This is a genomic window from Rathayibacter sp. PhB151 (assembly GCF_004366415.1).
Classification (GTDB): domain Bacteria; phylum Actinomycetota; class Actinomycetes; order Actinomycetales; family Microbacteriaceae; genus Rathayibacter; species Rathayibacter festucae.
The window spans coordinates 342,734-357,396 of the sequence record NZ_SOEN01000008.1; the positions used below are offsets into that span (position 1 = coordinate 342,734).

The following is a 14,663-nucleotide window of genomic DNA, read 5'->3' on the forward strand; positions in this document are numbered from 1 at the left end:
TGGACGACGTCGCTGGTGTCGAAGGGACGCGGAACGGGCTCACCGACGACCGCAGAGCCCGAGAAGTGTCAGTTCGGCGATCCGATGTAAGGAAGACCGGCGGCTAGGGTCCCGCTATGACAGACGGACTCCTCGCCCCGCTCTCCTTCACGCGCTACGACATGAGCGAGGCGGGGTCGGCAGCGACGATCTTCACCGACCGGACTCTGCTCTGCGGAATCTACGTGCTCGAGTTCGATAACGGGCAGCGCTACGTCGGGCAGACGAGGAACATCGTCAGCAGGTACGCCACCCACCGTCGGCACCACGGCGACGTCATCGCGCTGAACTTCGCCTCCTGTCGGCAGGCGGATCTCGATCACTACGAGGTGCTCGAGATCCGCCGTCAGGAGGCGAGTCACCGACTGCGGAATCTCGCGTTGACCGGCTGGCCCGGCGGTGAGGACGTACTCGGCGTCACCGTCGAGGAGGGGAAGAGCATCCTCCTGCCCTGGGAGCGGGAGAAGCGGGGCAGGATCGGCGAGGAGGGCGCATCGACCCTCCCCGCGCGCTTCTGGGAGCTCGCCCGCCGCTCGGACTACGACGAGATGTCGACGGTGCTCGCGCGGTACGTGGCCGAGACGATCGCGGATCCGTTCGGCACGCAGTTCGCGCTCTGGACGGTCTCCGCACTTCCGGCGACGAAGCGCACGAAGACCCGTCGACGACTGCTCACGCTCAGCTGCGGGATCCTCGAGACGGTGTTCGCCCAGGTCGAGCGCGAGGTGCTGTTGATCGTCGTCAACGTCGATGCGGAGACGTTCGATCGGCTGGCCGGGGCGGAGTCCGGGGAGCAGCCTGAGGTCTTCGCGGACGGCTACGACGCGGGCTACAAGAGCGCCGACGTCGCCCAGTACCTCTTCGAGTCGTGGCACGACTTCGCGACCGCGCTCGACTACGCCCCGTTCGTCGAGGCCGCCTACAAGCTCAACACGACGATGATGCGTCGCGGAGGTTCGCCCCTCCGGCGCCACCACAACACCTTCTTCGCGAACGACCTGCTCCGGATCGCCGCTGGTGGGCAATGGGACGAGGGCTGAGCACGGATCGGTGCCGTCCATTGGACACTTTCTGCTGCTACCGCGGGTCCATGACCGCAGAAAGTGCCGAACGGCACGCCGGATCAGCCGGAGACGTGCGGCCGGCGTGATGGCGAGGGTGGGTCTCGATACGCCGCTGCGCGGCTACTCGACCAGCATGTGCTTCATGTTGATCGAGTAGCCCTCGGAGAGGACGTATCGAGATCCGCCGTGGCAAGAGCGGGGGCGTGAGGCCGGCGCTTGGACACGTGGGTCTCAATACGCCGCTGCGCGGCTACTCGACCAGCATGGGGGTGCCGCTGCGCGGTCGGCAGCGCGCGGCCGCGGTCAGGCCTCCGCGGCGCGGAGGGCGAGCTTGGCGTAGAGGTCCTCGAGGAGGAGGCGGGTGTCGAGGTGGGTGTAGACGCGGAGGTCCGGGCCGTCGCCGGTGCGGGGGCCGTACTGGCCGTCGGGGGTGATCGAGGGGCGGGGGACCCGCGCCGTGCGGCTGGAGGAGGCGTCGGGCTCGAAGGCGGAGAGCAGGGCGGTCGCGAGGACGAGCGGGCTGTCACCGAGGGCGTAGGTCTCGCCGAAGCTGAGGCCGTGCGCGGCGCCCATCCGGAAGACGCCGTCGAGGGCGTTGAAGAGGTGCCGGCCGAGCTCGCCGGCGGTGCGCATCCGCACGCGCAGCTCGGCGACGGAGGCGAGCGGCTGCCGGTACGCGTCGCGCGGGAACTGCACGATCGGCAGGGCCGACGCGAACACCTCGGCGGCGGCGGGCACGTCGATCAGCAGGTTGTACTCGATCGGCATCGCGCCGGGCGGAGGGACGGCCAGGCCCGGATGCTCGGGCCCGCCGATCCAGACCAGCGTCATTCGCGACGCGATCGACGGCTCGAGGCGCAGCGCCGCCGCCACCTCCGTCAGCCCGGCGCCCGCGCAGAGGTACAGCGGCCGCGCGTCGTCCCGCAGCGCCTCCGCCACGATCGCACGCGCCGCCTCCGACACATCGGCATCCGGAGCGTTCGACCCCGCCACCACCGGCACGTCCGGGCGCCCGCAGAGCGCGAGCACCTCGCGCGCCGCCGCCGCCGCGTTGTCGGCGGTCCGGTCGGAGGCGTCGAACGGGTCGCCCGGCCGCAGCCGCGAGCCGACGACGAGCGCCAGCTCGACCGACTCCGACAGCGCGTGCTGCGCGAGCTGCACCAGCCCGTCCGGGTCGCCGGAGTAGTCGTTGTCCGAGATCACCCGCACCCGCGGCGGCACCCCGCCCGCGACCCCGCCCGCGCCAGCACCCGCGCCCCCGCTCACGACACCACCCGCGTCAGCCGCACGGCCATGAACTGCCGCGCCGGCAGCTCCACGCGGAACGACCCGGAGAACACCCCCGGCACCCGCGAGACCGTCATCCCCCAGGTGTCGATCACGTCCACGATCCAGGAGTCGGAGGGGTCGCGCACGATCTGCCGGAACCGCGGCCGGTTGAAGCCGAAGTACACCAGCTGCACGCCGCCGCCCCCGCCCCAGGGCGCGTCCCAGTCCGAGGGCAGCGGGTCGATCCGCCCGTCCGGCATCTCGGCGGTGATCCGCCGCAGGAACGCGATGCGCGCCGGGCTGTCGCCGACCAGCTCGCCGCCCTTCGACCACCACAGCTCCTCGCGGTCGTTGAGATACGTCTCGCCGTGGCCGACGTAGCCGCCGCGGACCGCCCCCTCCCAGAACCGCCGGACCATCTCCTCGCCGGTGATGTTGCCCCAGCCCTGATCGATGTCGCCCTCGTAGGCGCACTCGTCGATCACGACCGGCTTGCCCCACTGCTCGCGCCAGGCGTCGGTGTTCTCGGCGGTCCGGTACACGTCGATCCGCTGCACGCTGGCGTGCGTGATCCACGGCCGGGAGTAGTCGTAGAAGCCGAAGCAGTTGTGGATCGAGAGCAGGTGGCCCACCGGGTCCTCGGCGACGACGAGCGCGGCGAGGCGCTCCCAGTCGTCGACGCTCTTCGACCAGAGCAGGTCGTACTCGTTGGCGAGCGACCACCAGACGTTCGGCGAGGCGGCCAGGCGCCGGACCACGTAGCGGGTGACGAGGTCGTCGGCCGCGCGGCCCATGTCCGAGAAGCCCCAGCGGTCGTAGGCGTGGAAGAGGATCACGTCGGCCTGGATGCCGAGCGCGTCGAGGTCCGCGACCCGCTCCTCCAGCCGGCGGAAGAACGCGGGCACGGGCCGGTCGAAGTCCCAGCCGTCGCCGTCGCGCTCGAACGGGTACAGCTCCGGCTCATTCGTGTTGTACAGGTACGCCTTCGGGAAGACGCAGTGCCGCACCTTGGTGAACGGCGCGTCCGCGAGCGTCGCGAGGGTCGCCTCCTGCAGCGCCTCGCTCTGGTGCGTCCAGGCGTAGGCGGTCGTGCCGAGCGGCAGGTGCCGGGTGCCGTCCTCGTGCGCGAAGTGGAAGGTGTCGGCGACCCGCACCGGCCCGTGCGCGCCGGGCAGGGCGGCCTCGACGCGCACGGAGGCGGTGAGTCCGTCGAGCGAGCGCGCGGTGGAGGCGGTGGACACGCTCCAGACGCCGGCGGCAGGAGGCAGGACCCGCACCCGGTACACCCCGTCGCCGTCGTAGAACCCGCCGGCCCGCACCGTCTCGTCGCCGAGCGAGAACTCCGCCGAGAACTCGACGTCCACGAACGGGTTCCCGTGCGAGGGCCCGTCGACGACGACCTCGGCCGGCGCCCACACGGTGCCGGGAGCGACCGGTCGCACCACCGCGGACGCGACAGCCACGTCCTCGCCCTCGTAGTCCGTGCGCGGCAGCACGGCCACCCGCTCCGGACGCGGCGCCGCGACCCCGGAGTCGTCGACCGCGTCGAGCGCCGTCCAGAACGAGGCCTCGCGCTCGGGGTCCGCCTTCAGCAGCGGATCCATCCCGACGACCAGCCCGACGGGCGCGGAGCGCAGCTGCACCAGCAGCGGCGAGTTGACGACACCCGGGACGAAGCGGCGCACGACGTCGCCCGCCTCCGCGTGGTCGAGGACGGCGGCCAGGGTCGATTCGCGGGAGAAGCCCACGGTCACACCTCCACGGTGGTCAGGGTCTGCACGGTGCGCCGGAATTCGGCCTGCATGTCGAGGGCGTCGCGCTGGAGGAGCCACTGCACCTGCAGCCCGTCCATGGTCGCGATGACGCGGATCGCGGCGCTGCGCGGATCCACGCCCGGCACCAGCTGCCCGCGGGTCAGCATGTCGCCGAACGCTCCGGTGAACAGGTCGACGATGAAGCGGTAGCGGTTCGCGAAGTACTCGTGCGCCGGGTGGTCGGCGTGGGTCGCCTCCGCGGAGAGCACGCACTGCAGCTCGACGAGGCCGGGGATCTCGGTGTTGTAGGCGACCAGGTCGATCAGCGCGCGGACCGTGTCGATGCCGGGGACGGCGTCGCCGCTGGGCACCCGGACGATCGAGTGGTCGTCGCGGAGGGTGAGCACCGCCGAGAGCAGCTCCCACTTGTTGGCGAAGTGGTGCAGCACGCCGGCCTGGCTCAGCCCGACCTTCTCGGCGATCTCGCGCAGCGACGCGGCGTGGTAGCCGCTCGCGGAGAAGACCTCCAGGCCCGCGGCCACGATCTCGGCGCGCCGGGCGGCGGTCTTGGCGTACTGCCCGCGCGGTCGCCGCGGGGGAGAGGTGGGGAGTGCCATGAAGTGCCTCCAGGCGCATCGTTGCGAGGGGGCACGGAGCCTCCGGTGCGAGAAACCTAACCCTTTGAGGTTTCTTAGTCAAAAACCCCGGGCGGATTCGGCTTTCGGAGACGCCCCCGTCAGAGCACAGTTCCGGAGGCGCTCCCGGATGTGAACGGTCACGAGAATCACGAAAACCTAACGGGCCGAAGTTTTTCTCTCAAAAACCTAGGGGTCGTCTGTTTTTCGTGTTAGCTTCCTCGGCACCGGTTCATGGGAGAACCGGGAGAACCTGGAGACCGAAGATGTTCCGATGGAAGAGGCTGGCGGCCGCTGCGATCGCCGTCACCACGATGGTCGGCCTGACCAGCTGCGCGGCCGACTCCGGCGGAGGCGCCTCCAGCGGCTCGAGCGAGACGCTCACGCTGGGTGCGATCCAGACCCTGTCGACGTTCGCCGCGGCGGACTCGTACTGGGCCAACGAGTCGCCCTACATGCAGGCCGTCTACGACAGCGTGCTCCGGGCCGAGCCCGACGGCACCATCACCGAGGGCCTCGCCTCGGAGTGGACCTACAACGAGGACAACACCGTCCTCACCCTGAAGATCCGCGACGGCGTGACCTTCTCCGACGGATCGACGCTCGACGCCGACGCCGTCGCGCAGAACCTGATCCGCTTCCGCGACGGCAACTCGCCCGACACGAACAAGATGGCCGACCTCGCCGACGCGGTCGCGACCGACGCCTCGACCGTCACGGTGACCCTCAAGCAGGCCAACCCGACGTTCCTCTTCTACCTGACCCAGAACGCCGGCCTCGTCGAGGCGCCCTCCGCCTTCGAGTCCGCCGACATCCAGACCGTCCCGGTCGGCTCCGGCCCCTACGAGCTCGACGCGGCCAAGACCGTGATCGGCACCTCCTACGCCTTCACCAAGCGCGACGGCTACTGGGACGAGGACTCGGTCCACTACGACAACCTGAACATCAACGTCTACAGCGACTCCACCGCTCTGGTGAACGCGATCAAGGGCGGTCAGGTCAACGCGGCCAACACGGTCGACAACAACGACCTCAAGGAGATCGAGGCGTCGGGCTTCACCGTCAACGCCTTCGAGCTCAACTGGACCGGTCTGCTGCTGCTCGACCGCGACGGCACCATCGCGCCGGCCCTGAAGGACGTCCGCGTCCGCCAGGCCATCAACTACGCGTTCGACAAGGAGTCGCTGCTGAAGGCCATCGGCCAGGGCTACGGCACCCCGACCACGCAGATCTTCCCGACCTCCTCCGAGGGCTACGACGAGTCGCTCGACGACGACTACCCCTACGACCCCGAGAAGGCCAAGGAGCTGCTCGCCGAGGCCGGCTACCCGGACGGCTTCGAGCTGAACATGCCCTCGAGCTCGCTCATCGGCTCCTCGACCTTCACGCTGATCCAGCAGCAGCTCTCCGAGGTCGGCATCACCGTCACCTACACGGACGCCGGCAACAACTTCATCGCCGACGTCCTCGCCCCGAAGTACGCCGCCACCTGGCTCACGCTGCAGCAGGACCCCGACTGGGCCCTGATCAACTTCGAGCTCAGCCCCAACGCGATCTTCAACCCCTTCAAGAACGCCGACCCCGAGCTCGAGACGCTGATCGAGGCCGTCCGCACCGCGGACGAGTCCGGCTACGCCGCCGCCGTCCAGGCCGTCAACGCCTACACGGTCGAGAACGCCTGGTTCGCCCCCTGGTACCGCCAGCAGTCGAGCTTCGTGACCGACGCGAACACCAAGGTCGAGACCCAGACGGGCAACGCCTACCCGTACCTCTGGAACATCACCCCGGCCTGATCCGGATCGGCGGGGGCCGGCTTCACGGCCGGCCCCCGCTCCCTCTTCTCCGCGCGTCACCGATCCGCTGATCAGGCCCGCGCCCTCCTCCGTTCGAAGGACCACTGATGACCAGGTTCATCCTGCGACGCGTCGTCTCGGGGATCATCCTCGTGGTGCTGATCTCCGTCGTCGCCTACGCACTCCTCTATCTCGGCGGCGGCGACATCGCCCGCCGCATCCTCGGGCAGAACGCGACGCCGGAGGCGGTGGCCCAGCGCGCCGCGCAGCTCGGCCTCGACCAGCCGATCTGGTCGCAGTACCTCGGCTGGCTCGGCCACGCCGTGACCGGCGACCTCGGCAGCTCCTGGTTCACCGGGCAGGCCGTCACCACCGCGATCTCCACCCGCGTCACCGTCACGCTCTCCCTGGTCATCGGCGCCACGATCATCTCCGCGATCGTCGCGGTCGTGCTCGGCGTCTGGGCCGCGGTCCGCCGCGGCTGGGCCGACAAGCTCGTGCAGCTGGTGTCGATCCTCGGCTTCGCGATCCCCGGCTTCCTGATCGCGCTGGGCCTCGTCACCGTCTTCGCGATCAACCTCCGCTGGTTCAAGCCCACCGGCTACGTCAACCTCACCGACTCGTTCTCCGGCTGGATCGCCACGGTCACCCTGCCGATCATCGCCCTCGCGATCGGCGGCATCGCCGGTGTCGCCCAGCAGGTCCGGGGCTCCGTCATCGACGCGCTCCGCCAGGACTACGTGCGGACGCTGCGCTCGCGCGGGCTCCCCGCCAACCGGATCGTCTTCCAGCACGTGCTGCGGAACGCCGGCGGCCCCGCGCTCGCCGTCCTCGCCGTGCAGTTCATCGGCCTCCTCGGCGGCGCCGTCATCGTCGAGCAGATCTTCGCGATCCCCGGTCTCGGCCAGGTCGCGGTCACCGCGACCACCCAGGGCGACATCCCGCTGGTGATGGGCCTCGTGCTCGTCACCGCGATCATCGTCGTCATCGTCAACCTGCTCATCGACCTGCTCCAGGGCTGGCTCAACCCGAAGGTGCGACTCTCATGACCGCCACGACTCCGCTGCCCGCCAGCACCCCGTCGGTCGGAGTGGAGGAGCGCGCCGCCCGCACGCACCTCTTCCGCCGCCTGCTGCACAACCCGGTCGGGTTCGTCTCGCTCGTCTTCCTCGCGATCGTCGTCCTCTCCGGGATCTTCGCGCCGCTGCTCGCCCCGGCCGACCCGAACCGCGCCTCGCTGCAGGACGTGCTCGCCGAGCCCGGCGCCGCGCACCTGCTCGGCGCCGACAGCGCCGGCCGCGACGTCCTCTCGCGACTGCTCTTCGGCACCCAGTTCAGCCTCGCCGGCGCCCTGGTGGCGCTCGCGGTCGCCGTCGTGATCGGCGTCACCAGCGGACTGCTGGCCGGCTACTTCGGCGGCTGGTTCGACTCCGTCTCGGCCTGGACCTCCGGCCTCGTGATGGCGCTGCCCGGCTTCGTCGTCCTGCTGGCGGCCCGCGCCGTCATCGGCCCGTCGATGTGGCTCTCGATGGCCATCTTCGGCGTCCTGCTCTCGCCGGCCTTCCACCGGCTGGTCTACGCCTCCGTCACCGCGGTGCGCGGCGAGCTCTTCGTCGACGCGGCCCGGGTCTCCGGCCTCAGCAACGGCCGGATCATCGCCCGGCACATCCTCACCGTCGTCCGCGCTCCCGTCATCATCCAGGCCTCGCTGGTCGCCGGCATCGCGATCGCGATCCAGGCCGGACTCGAGTTCCTCGGCCTCGGCGACCTGTCGATCCCCACCTGGGGCTCGATGCTCAACGACGGCTTCTCCAACGTCTTCAACGCTCCGATCCTGATGCTCTGGCCGAGCCTCGCGATCGCGCTCACCTCCATCGCGCTGACCCTGCTGGGCAACGCGATGCGCGACGAGCTCGAGCGCAGCGCCTCCGGAGCCAAGCGCTCGAAGAAGCGCAAGTCGGCCTCGGCGCCCGCGACGGTGCCGACCAGCCTCTCCACCATCGGCATCCAGACGATGCTCGACGAGGACGCCGCGGCGCCGAAGACCGTCGTGCACGAGGAGGAGGCCGGCTCGCGCAGTGCGGAGGAGATCCTCCGCGTCACGAACCTCTCGGTCGGCTACGGCCAGAACGACGGCTCGGTCAAGACGGTCGTCCACGACGTGTCGCTCGCGGTCCGCCGCGGCGAGATCCACGGACTGATCGGCGAGTCCGGCTCGGGCAAGACGCAGACCGCCTGGTCGGTGCTGCGCCTGCTGCCCGAGGGCGGCCGGATCACCGGCGGCTCGATCGTCTTCGACGGCAAGGACCTCGCGCACCTGTCGGAGAAGGAGATGACCAAGCTCCGCGGCAAGCGCATCGCGTACATCCCGCAGGAGCCGATGTCGAACCTCGACCCCTCCTTCACCATCGGCACGCAGCTCGTGCAGCCGATGCGGATCTGCCTCGGCCTCTCCAAGGCGGCGGCGAAGGAGCGGGCGCTCGGCCTGCTCGCCCGGGTCGGCATCCCCAACCCGCAGCGCACCTTCGACGCCTACCCGCACGAGGTCTCGGGCGGCATGGCCCAGCGCGTGCTGATCGCCGGCGCCGTCTCCTGCGACCCCGACCTGCTGATCGCCGACGAGCCGACCACCGCGCTCGACGTCACGGTGCAGGCCGAGGTGCTCGACCTGCTCCGCGAGCTGCAGTCGGAGCTGAACATGGGCATGATCCTCGTCACGCACAACTTCGGCGTCGTCGCCGACCTGTGCGATCGCGTCTCGGTCATGCGCGACGGCCGGATCGTCGAGACCGGGCCCGTGCGCTCGATCTTCGCCGACCCGCGTCACCCCTACACCCGCGCCCTGTTCGACGCGATCCTCGAGGAGGGGCCCGCCCGCGGACCGCTCGTCGCCACCACCGCCGTGAAGGAGTCGAGCCGATGAGCGCCGCACCCGCCGCACCGTCCGAGCTGCTGCTGGACGTCAAGGACGTCGTCGTCGAGTACCCGGGCAAGGGCTTCCGTGCCAAGCCGTTCCAGGCGCTGAAGGGCGTCTCGCTCGACATCCGCCCCGGCGAGACGGTCGGCCTGGTCGGCGAGTCCGGCTCGGGCAAGACCACGCTCGGCCGCGCGGTGCTGGGGCTCGCCCCGGTCACCGGCGGCGAGATCCTCTACAACGGGCGCGACATCGCTCACCTCGACCGGCGCCAGCGCCGCGGGCTCTCCTCCGAGATCCAGGTCGTCTTCCAGGACCCGTACACCTCGCTCAACCCGTCGCTGACGATCGAGCAGATCCTGGTGGAGCCGCTCACCGTGCGGAAGGTCGACGCCAAGGTCGCCTCGAAGCGGGTGCGCGAGCTGCTCGACCAGGTCGGGCTGCCGCAGTCCGCGGCCGACCGCCTGCCGCGCGAGTTCTCCGGCGGGCAGCGCCAGCGGATCGCGATCGCCCGGGCGCTCGCCCTCGAGCCGCGGCTGATCGTCTGCGACGAGCCCGTCTCGGCGCTGGACCTCTCCACCCAGGCGCGCGTCCTCGACCTCTTCACCGAGATCCAGGAGCGCACCGGAGTCGCGTACCTCTTCGTCTCGCACGACCTCGCCGTCGTGCGGCACCTCTCGCACCGCGTCGCCGTGATGTACCACGGCGAGATCGTGGAGTGGGGCGACGGCGACCAGGTCACCTCCCGCCCGGAGCACGCCTACACCCAGCGCCTCTTCCTGGCCGCCCCGGTCGCCGACCCGGTCCGCCAGGCCACCCGCCGCGCCGAGCGCCGAGCCTTCGTGGCCGCCCACCCCTGACGCCCCACCCCCGGGCGCGCGCGCGTCCCTCCCTCTCCGCGAGATGCCACTTATGACGCGATCGCACGGCGTGTCGCGCTCATAAGTGGCATCTCGCGGAGGGGGCCGGGGCGGGGTGCATCGTCAGAAACCCACTACTGCTAGGTTTTGAGGGACGACGACGTCGCCTCCCGAGAGAGAAAGAGTCACCGTGACCGACACCTCCACTGCTCCCCGCATCCCGGCCGAGGGACCCGACGCCGACGCCCTGCTCACCGAGCTGATCGGGCGCCTCGACCTCGAGGAGAAGGTGCAGCTGCTCACCGGCCGCGACTTCTGGACCACCTGGCCGATCGAGAGGATCGGCCTGCGCCGCATGCTCGTCTCCGACGGCCCCTCGGGCGTGCGCGGCGAGGTCTGGGACGAGCGCTCGCCCTCGCTCAACCTGCCCTCCGCGACCGCGCTCTCCTCCTCCTGGGACCGCTCGATCGCCCGCCGCTACGGCGCCGCCGCGGCGGTGGAGGCGCGCCGCAAGGACGTCGACGTCGTCCTCGGCCCGACCATCAACCTGCACCGCTCCCCGCTCGGCGGCCGCCACTTCGAGGGCTTCAGCGAGGACCCGGTGCTCACCGCCGATCTCGCCGCGGCCTACGTGGCCGGCGTGCAGGAGAACGGCGTCGGCGCCACTCCCAAGCACTACATCGCCAACGACTCCGAGACCGACCGCTTCACCGTCGACGTCCGCGTCGGCGACCGCGCCCTCCGCGAGCTCTACCTGCTCGCCTTCGAGCGCGCGATCGTCGAGACCCGCGCCTGGCTCGTGATGAGCTCGTACAACTCGATCAACGGCACCACCGCCACCGAGAGCGACCTGCTGGAGACGCCGCTGAACAGCGAGTGGGGCTTCGACGGCGTCGTCATCAGCGACTGGACCGCGGTCCGCACCGTCGACAGCGCCCGCGCGGCGCAGGACCTGGTCATGCCCGGCCCCGACGGCCCGTGGGGAGCGGCGCTGGTCGCTGCCGTCCGGGACGGCTCGATCGAGGAGTCCGTCGTCGACCGCAAGGTCCGCCGCATCCTCCGCCTCGCCGCCCGCGTCGGCGCGCTCGAGGGCTTCGCGCCCGCCGTCGCCGAGCCGGTCCTCGTCGAGGACGGCCGCGCCTTCGCCCGCGAGGCCGCCGCGGCCGGCAGCGTCCTGCTGCGCAACGAGGGCGAGCTGCCCTGGGACGCCTCGGCGCTCACCTCCGTCGCCGTGATCGGCCACAACGCCCGCGAGGCGCGCACCCAGGGCGGCGGATCCGCGACGGTCCTGCCCGAGAAGGTCGTCACTCCGCTCGACGGCGTCCGCGCCGCCCTGCCGCAGGCCCGCGTCGACTACGCCCTCGGCGCGGTGGTGCAGGACGGCGTCGCCCCGCTCGTCCTCGAGACGATCACCAACCCGGTCACCGGCGAGCCCGGCCAGCGCGTCCGCTTCCTCGCCGAGGACGGCGCGGAGCTGTTCGTCGAGGACCGCCGCGCCACCTCGCTGGTCTGGTTCGGCGGCACCGCCCCGATCGCCGCGTCGGCCCGCGTCGAGTTCTCGACGATCCTCACCCCCGCCGCCGACGCGACCGTCCGCCTGGGCTTCGCCGTTGCCGGCACCGCCCGCGTCTACGTCGACGGCGCGCTCTTCCTCGAGGAGACCCTCGCCGCCGTCGGCTCCGACCTCGGCGCCGCGCTGCTCGCCCCGCCGTCGGTCTCCGCGCCGCTGACCGTCACCGCCGGCACCCCCGTCGACATCCGGATCGAGTACGACATCGTGCATGCCGAGGGCGACCTCGAGGGCGCGCTCGGCTTCACCTACGGCCTCGAGCCCGACGCCACCCCCGCCGACGAGCTGATCGCGGAGGCGGTGGCGCTCGCCCGCGACGCCGACGTCGCCCTCGTGGTCGTCGGCACCAACTCCGCGGTCGAGTCCGAGGGCTACGACCGCAGCTCGCTCGACCTGCCCGGCCAGCAGGACGCGCTCGTGCGCGCCGTGGCCGCGGTCAACCCGCGCACCGTCGTGGTCGTGAACGCCGGCGCCCCCGTGCTGCTGCCGTGGCGCGACGAGGTCGCGGCCGTGCTGGTCGGCTACTTCGGCGGTCAGGAGATGGGCGACGCGGTCGCCGACGTCCTGCTCGGCCGGGTCGAGCCCGGCGGGCGCCTGCCCACCACCTGGCCGGTCGCGATCGAGGACGTCCCCGTCCTCTCCACGCTGCCCACCGACGGCGAGCTGCACTACGACGAGGGCATCCACATCGGCTACCGGGCCTGGCTGCGCAGCGAGGTCGAGCCGGCCTACGTCTTCGGCCACGGCCTCGGCTACACCTCGTTCGAGCTCGTCTCGGTCTCGACGCCCGAGCCCGTCCGCGGCGGCGAGGACGTGGCGCTCCTCGTCGACGTCGTGAACACCGGCGAGCGCGCCGGCAAGGTGGTGCTGCAGGCCTACGCCGAGCGCCGCGACTCCGCCGTCGAGCGCCCGGTGCGCTGGCTGGTCGGCTTCGAGAGCGCGACGCTGGAGGCGGGCGCGAGCGCGCAGATCGCCGTGACCGTGCCGACCCGCCTGCTCGCCACCTGGAACGACGGCTGGGAGTACGAGGCCGGAGCGTTCACGATCCGCCTCGGCACCTCGCTCGAGGACGTCCCGCTGGTGACCGAGCTGGAGCTGCGCGCATGAGCGGCGGCGTCGTGCCGGGCGGAGTCGCGCAGGGCGGGGTCGGCGCCCCGTTCCCGAACCCGCTGATCCCCGGCTTCAACCCCGATCCCAGCGTCGTCCGCGCCGACGGCGTCTACTACCTGGTCACCTCGACGTTCGAGTACCTGCCCGGCATCCCCGTGTACCGCAGCACCGACTTCGAGACCTGGGAGCGCGTCGGCAACGTCGCGACCCGCGCCGAGCAGATCGGTGTGGAGGAGGTGCCCACCGGCCTCGGCGTCTGGGCGCCGACCATCCGCCACCACGACGGCCTCTTCCACGTGATCGTCTCGGTCCCCGCGGGAGTCGGGACCGTCGTCTTCACCGCGGCGGACCCGGCCGGCGAGTGGAGCGACGGCACCGTCCTGACCGACGCCGACGGCGGCCCGCTGCAGGGCATCGACCCGGACCTCGCCTGGGACGAGGACGGCACCGCGTACGTCACCTACTCCGGCCTCATCCTGAGCGGCGAGGAGGCCGGCGCGCACCTCGGCATCCAGCAGGTGCGGGTCGACCTCGCGGCCGGCCGCATCCTGGAGGAGCCGCGCTCGCTGTGGTCGGGCACCGGCGGCGGCTTCCCGGAGGCGCCGCACCTGTACCGGCGCTCGGTCGACGGCCGGGACGTCTGGTACCTCCTCATCGCCGAGGGCGGCACGGAGCGCGGCCACGGCGTCTCGATCGCCCGGAGCGACGCGCCGACCGGCCCGTTCGAGACCGCGCCCGGCAACCCGTTCCTCACCGCCCGCGGCACCACCCGACCGGTGCAGAACACCGGCCACGGCGACCTGGTGGAGGGGCCGGACGGCTCCACGCTGATCGTCCTGCTCGGCGTCCGCCCGCGGGGGGCGACCCGCGCCTTCTCGGCGCTCGGCCGCGAGACCTTCGTCACCCGGGTGACCTGGGTGGACGGCTGGCCGGTCGCCGAGCCGGTCGCGCTCTCGCCGCGCGGTCCGCTGCGCGACGACGTCGACTTCTCCGGGCCGCTCGACGCGGGCTGGATCGGCGTGCGCCGCCTCCCGACCGCGCTCGCGAGCGTCGAGGACGGCCGGCTGTCGCTGCCGGGGGAGGGGCGCACCCTGCGCCACCCGCAGCCCACGTTCGTCGGCCGCCGCCAGCTCACGCAGACCATGCTGGCCTCGGTGGTGGTCGACGTCTCGGCAGGCGTCGGCGGGCTCGCCGTCCGCTACGACGAGACGACGTTCGCGGCCGTCGAGGCGGAGTCGACCGGCTCCGGCACGCGCATCACCGCCCGCGCGGTGATCCCCTCCTTCGAGCAGGAGTGGACCGCCGAGCTGCCCGAGGGCCCGGTGACGCTGATGCTGGAGTCCGAGCGCGACGGCGGTGTCGGCTTCGGTCCCGGCCAGATGACGAGCGACTTCCTCGTCCTCCGTGCGGAGGCGGGCGGCGTCTCCCGCACCCTCGCCCGCATCGACGGCCGCTCCTTCACCGCCGAGACCGCCACCTCCTTCACCGGCCGCGTCCTCGGCCTCTACGCGACGACCGGCACCCCGACGTTCACCGCCTACCGCTACGCCGGCACCGACGAATGACCCGCGGGTCTCGATACGCCGCTGCGCGGCTGCTCGACCAGCATCATGCGGAGCGGCCCGCGCCTCCTGTCGATCGAGTAGCCCGCGCAG

The 14,663-nt window shown here is 71.7% G+C and carries 10 protein-coding genes; 7 read left to right on the forward strand and 3 right to left on the reverse strand.

Annotated features, from left to right (window positions below; translation table 11 throughout):
* Positions 1-116: 116 nt before the first annotated feature.
* The gene (locus EDF35_RS15300) at positions 117-1,079 is read left to right on the forward strand and encodes a GIY-YIG nuclease family protein (RefSeq protein WP_133962954.1); all 963 of its coding nucleotides are present in this window, start codon (positions 117-119) and stop codon (positions 1,077-1,079) included.
* 327 nt (positions 1,080-1,406) lie between these two features.
* On the opposite strand, the gene EDF35_RS15305 is transcribed toward EDF35_RS15300, so the two are convergent.
* Genes EDF35_RS15305 through EDF35_RS15315 form a run of 3 tightly spaced genes read right to left on the reverse strand, consistent with a single transcriptional unit; the run spans position 1,407 to position 4,743 of the window.
* The gene (locus EDF35_RS15305; protein WP_208323080.1) at positions 1,407-2,369 is read right to left on the reverse strand and encodes a nucleoside hydrolase; all 963 of its coding nucleotides are present in this window, start codon (positions 2,367-2,369) and stop codon (positions 1,407-1,409) included.
* Entirely contained in the window at positions 2,366-4,126 is a 1,761-nt protein-coding gene (locus EDF35_RS15310) for a DUF5605 domain-containing protein (protein ID WP_243840004.1), read from the reverse strand. Before EDF35_RS15310 ends, EDF35_RS15305 begins: the two co-directional genes overlap by 4 nt.
* Entirely contained in the window at positions 4,123-4,743 is a 621-nt protein-coding gene (locus EDF35_RS15315; RefSeq protein ID WP_123705422.1) for a TetR/AcrR family transcriptional regulator, read from the reverse strand. The genes EDF35_RS15310 and EDF35_RS15315 overlap by 4 nt, the downstream gene beginning before the upstream one ends.
* A gap of 284 nt (positions 4,744-5,027) precedes the next feature.
* Here EDF35_RS15315 and EDF35_RS15320 point away from each other — a divergent pair, with 284 nt between their 5' ends.
* The 6 genes from EDF35_RS15320 (at position 5,028) to EDF35_RS15345 (ending at position 14,573) form a co-directional block, all read left to right on the forward strand.
* The gene (locus EDF35_RS15320; RefSeq protein ID WP_133962956.1) at positions 5,028-6,554 is read left to right on the forward strand and encodes an ABC transporter substrate-binding protein; all 1,527 of its coding nucleotides are present in this window, start codon (positions 5,028-5,030) and stop codon (positions 6,552-6,554) included.
* A gap of 107 nt (positions 6,555-6,661) precedes the next feature.
* Positions 6,662-7,603, forward strand: a complete 942-nt coding sequence (locus EDF35_RS15325; RefSeq protein ID WP_123705420.1) for an ABC transporter permease — start codon at positions 6,662-6,664, stop codon at positions 7,601-7,603.
* Positions 7,600-9,477, forward strand: coding sequence for a dipeptide/oligopeptide/nickel ABC transporter permease/ATP-binding protein (locus tag EDF35_RS15330; RefSeq protein WP_133962957.1), 1,878 nt, complete (start codon positions 7,600-7,602; stop codon positions 9,475-9,477). The genes EDF35_RS15325 and EDF35_RS15330 overlap by 4 nt, the downstream gene beginning before the upstream one ends.
* Positions 9,474-10,328 carry a dipeptide/oligopeptide/nickel ABC transporter ATP-binding protein gene (locus tag EDF35_RS15335; RefSeq protein WP_133962958.1) on the forward strand — a complete coding sequence of 285 codons (855 nt, stop codon included), beginning with the start codon at positions 9,474-9,476 and terminating at the stop codon, positions 10,326-10,328. The genes EDF35_RS15330 and EDF35_RS15335 overlap by 4 nt, the downstream gene beginning before the upstream one ends.
* A gap of 217 nt (positions 10,329-10,545) precedes the next feature.
* The gene (locus tag EDF35_RS15340; protein ID WP_133963046.1) at positions 10,546-13,005 is read left to right on the forward strand and encodes a glycoside hydrolase family 3 C-terminal domain-containing protein; all 2,460 of its coding nucleotides are present in this window, start codon (positions 10,546-10,548) and stop codon (positions 13,003-13,005) included.
* Positions 13,002-14,573, forward strand: a complete 1,572-nt coding sequence (locus EDF35_RS15345; RefSeq protein WP_133962959.1) for a glycoside hydrolase family 43 protein — start codon at positions 13,002-13,004, stop codon at positions 14,571-14,573. Before EDF35_RS15340 ends, EDF35_RS15345 begins: the two co-directional genes overlap by 4 nt.
* The last annotated feature ends 90 nt before the right edge of the window (positions 14,574-14,663 follow it).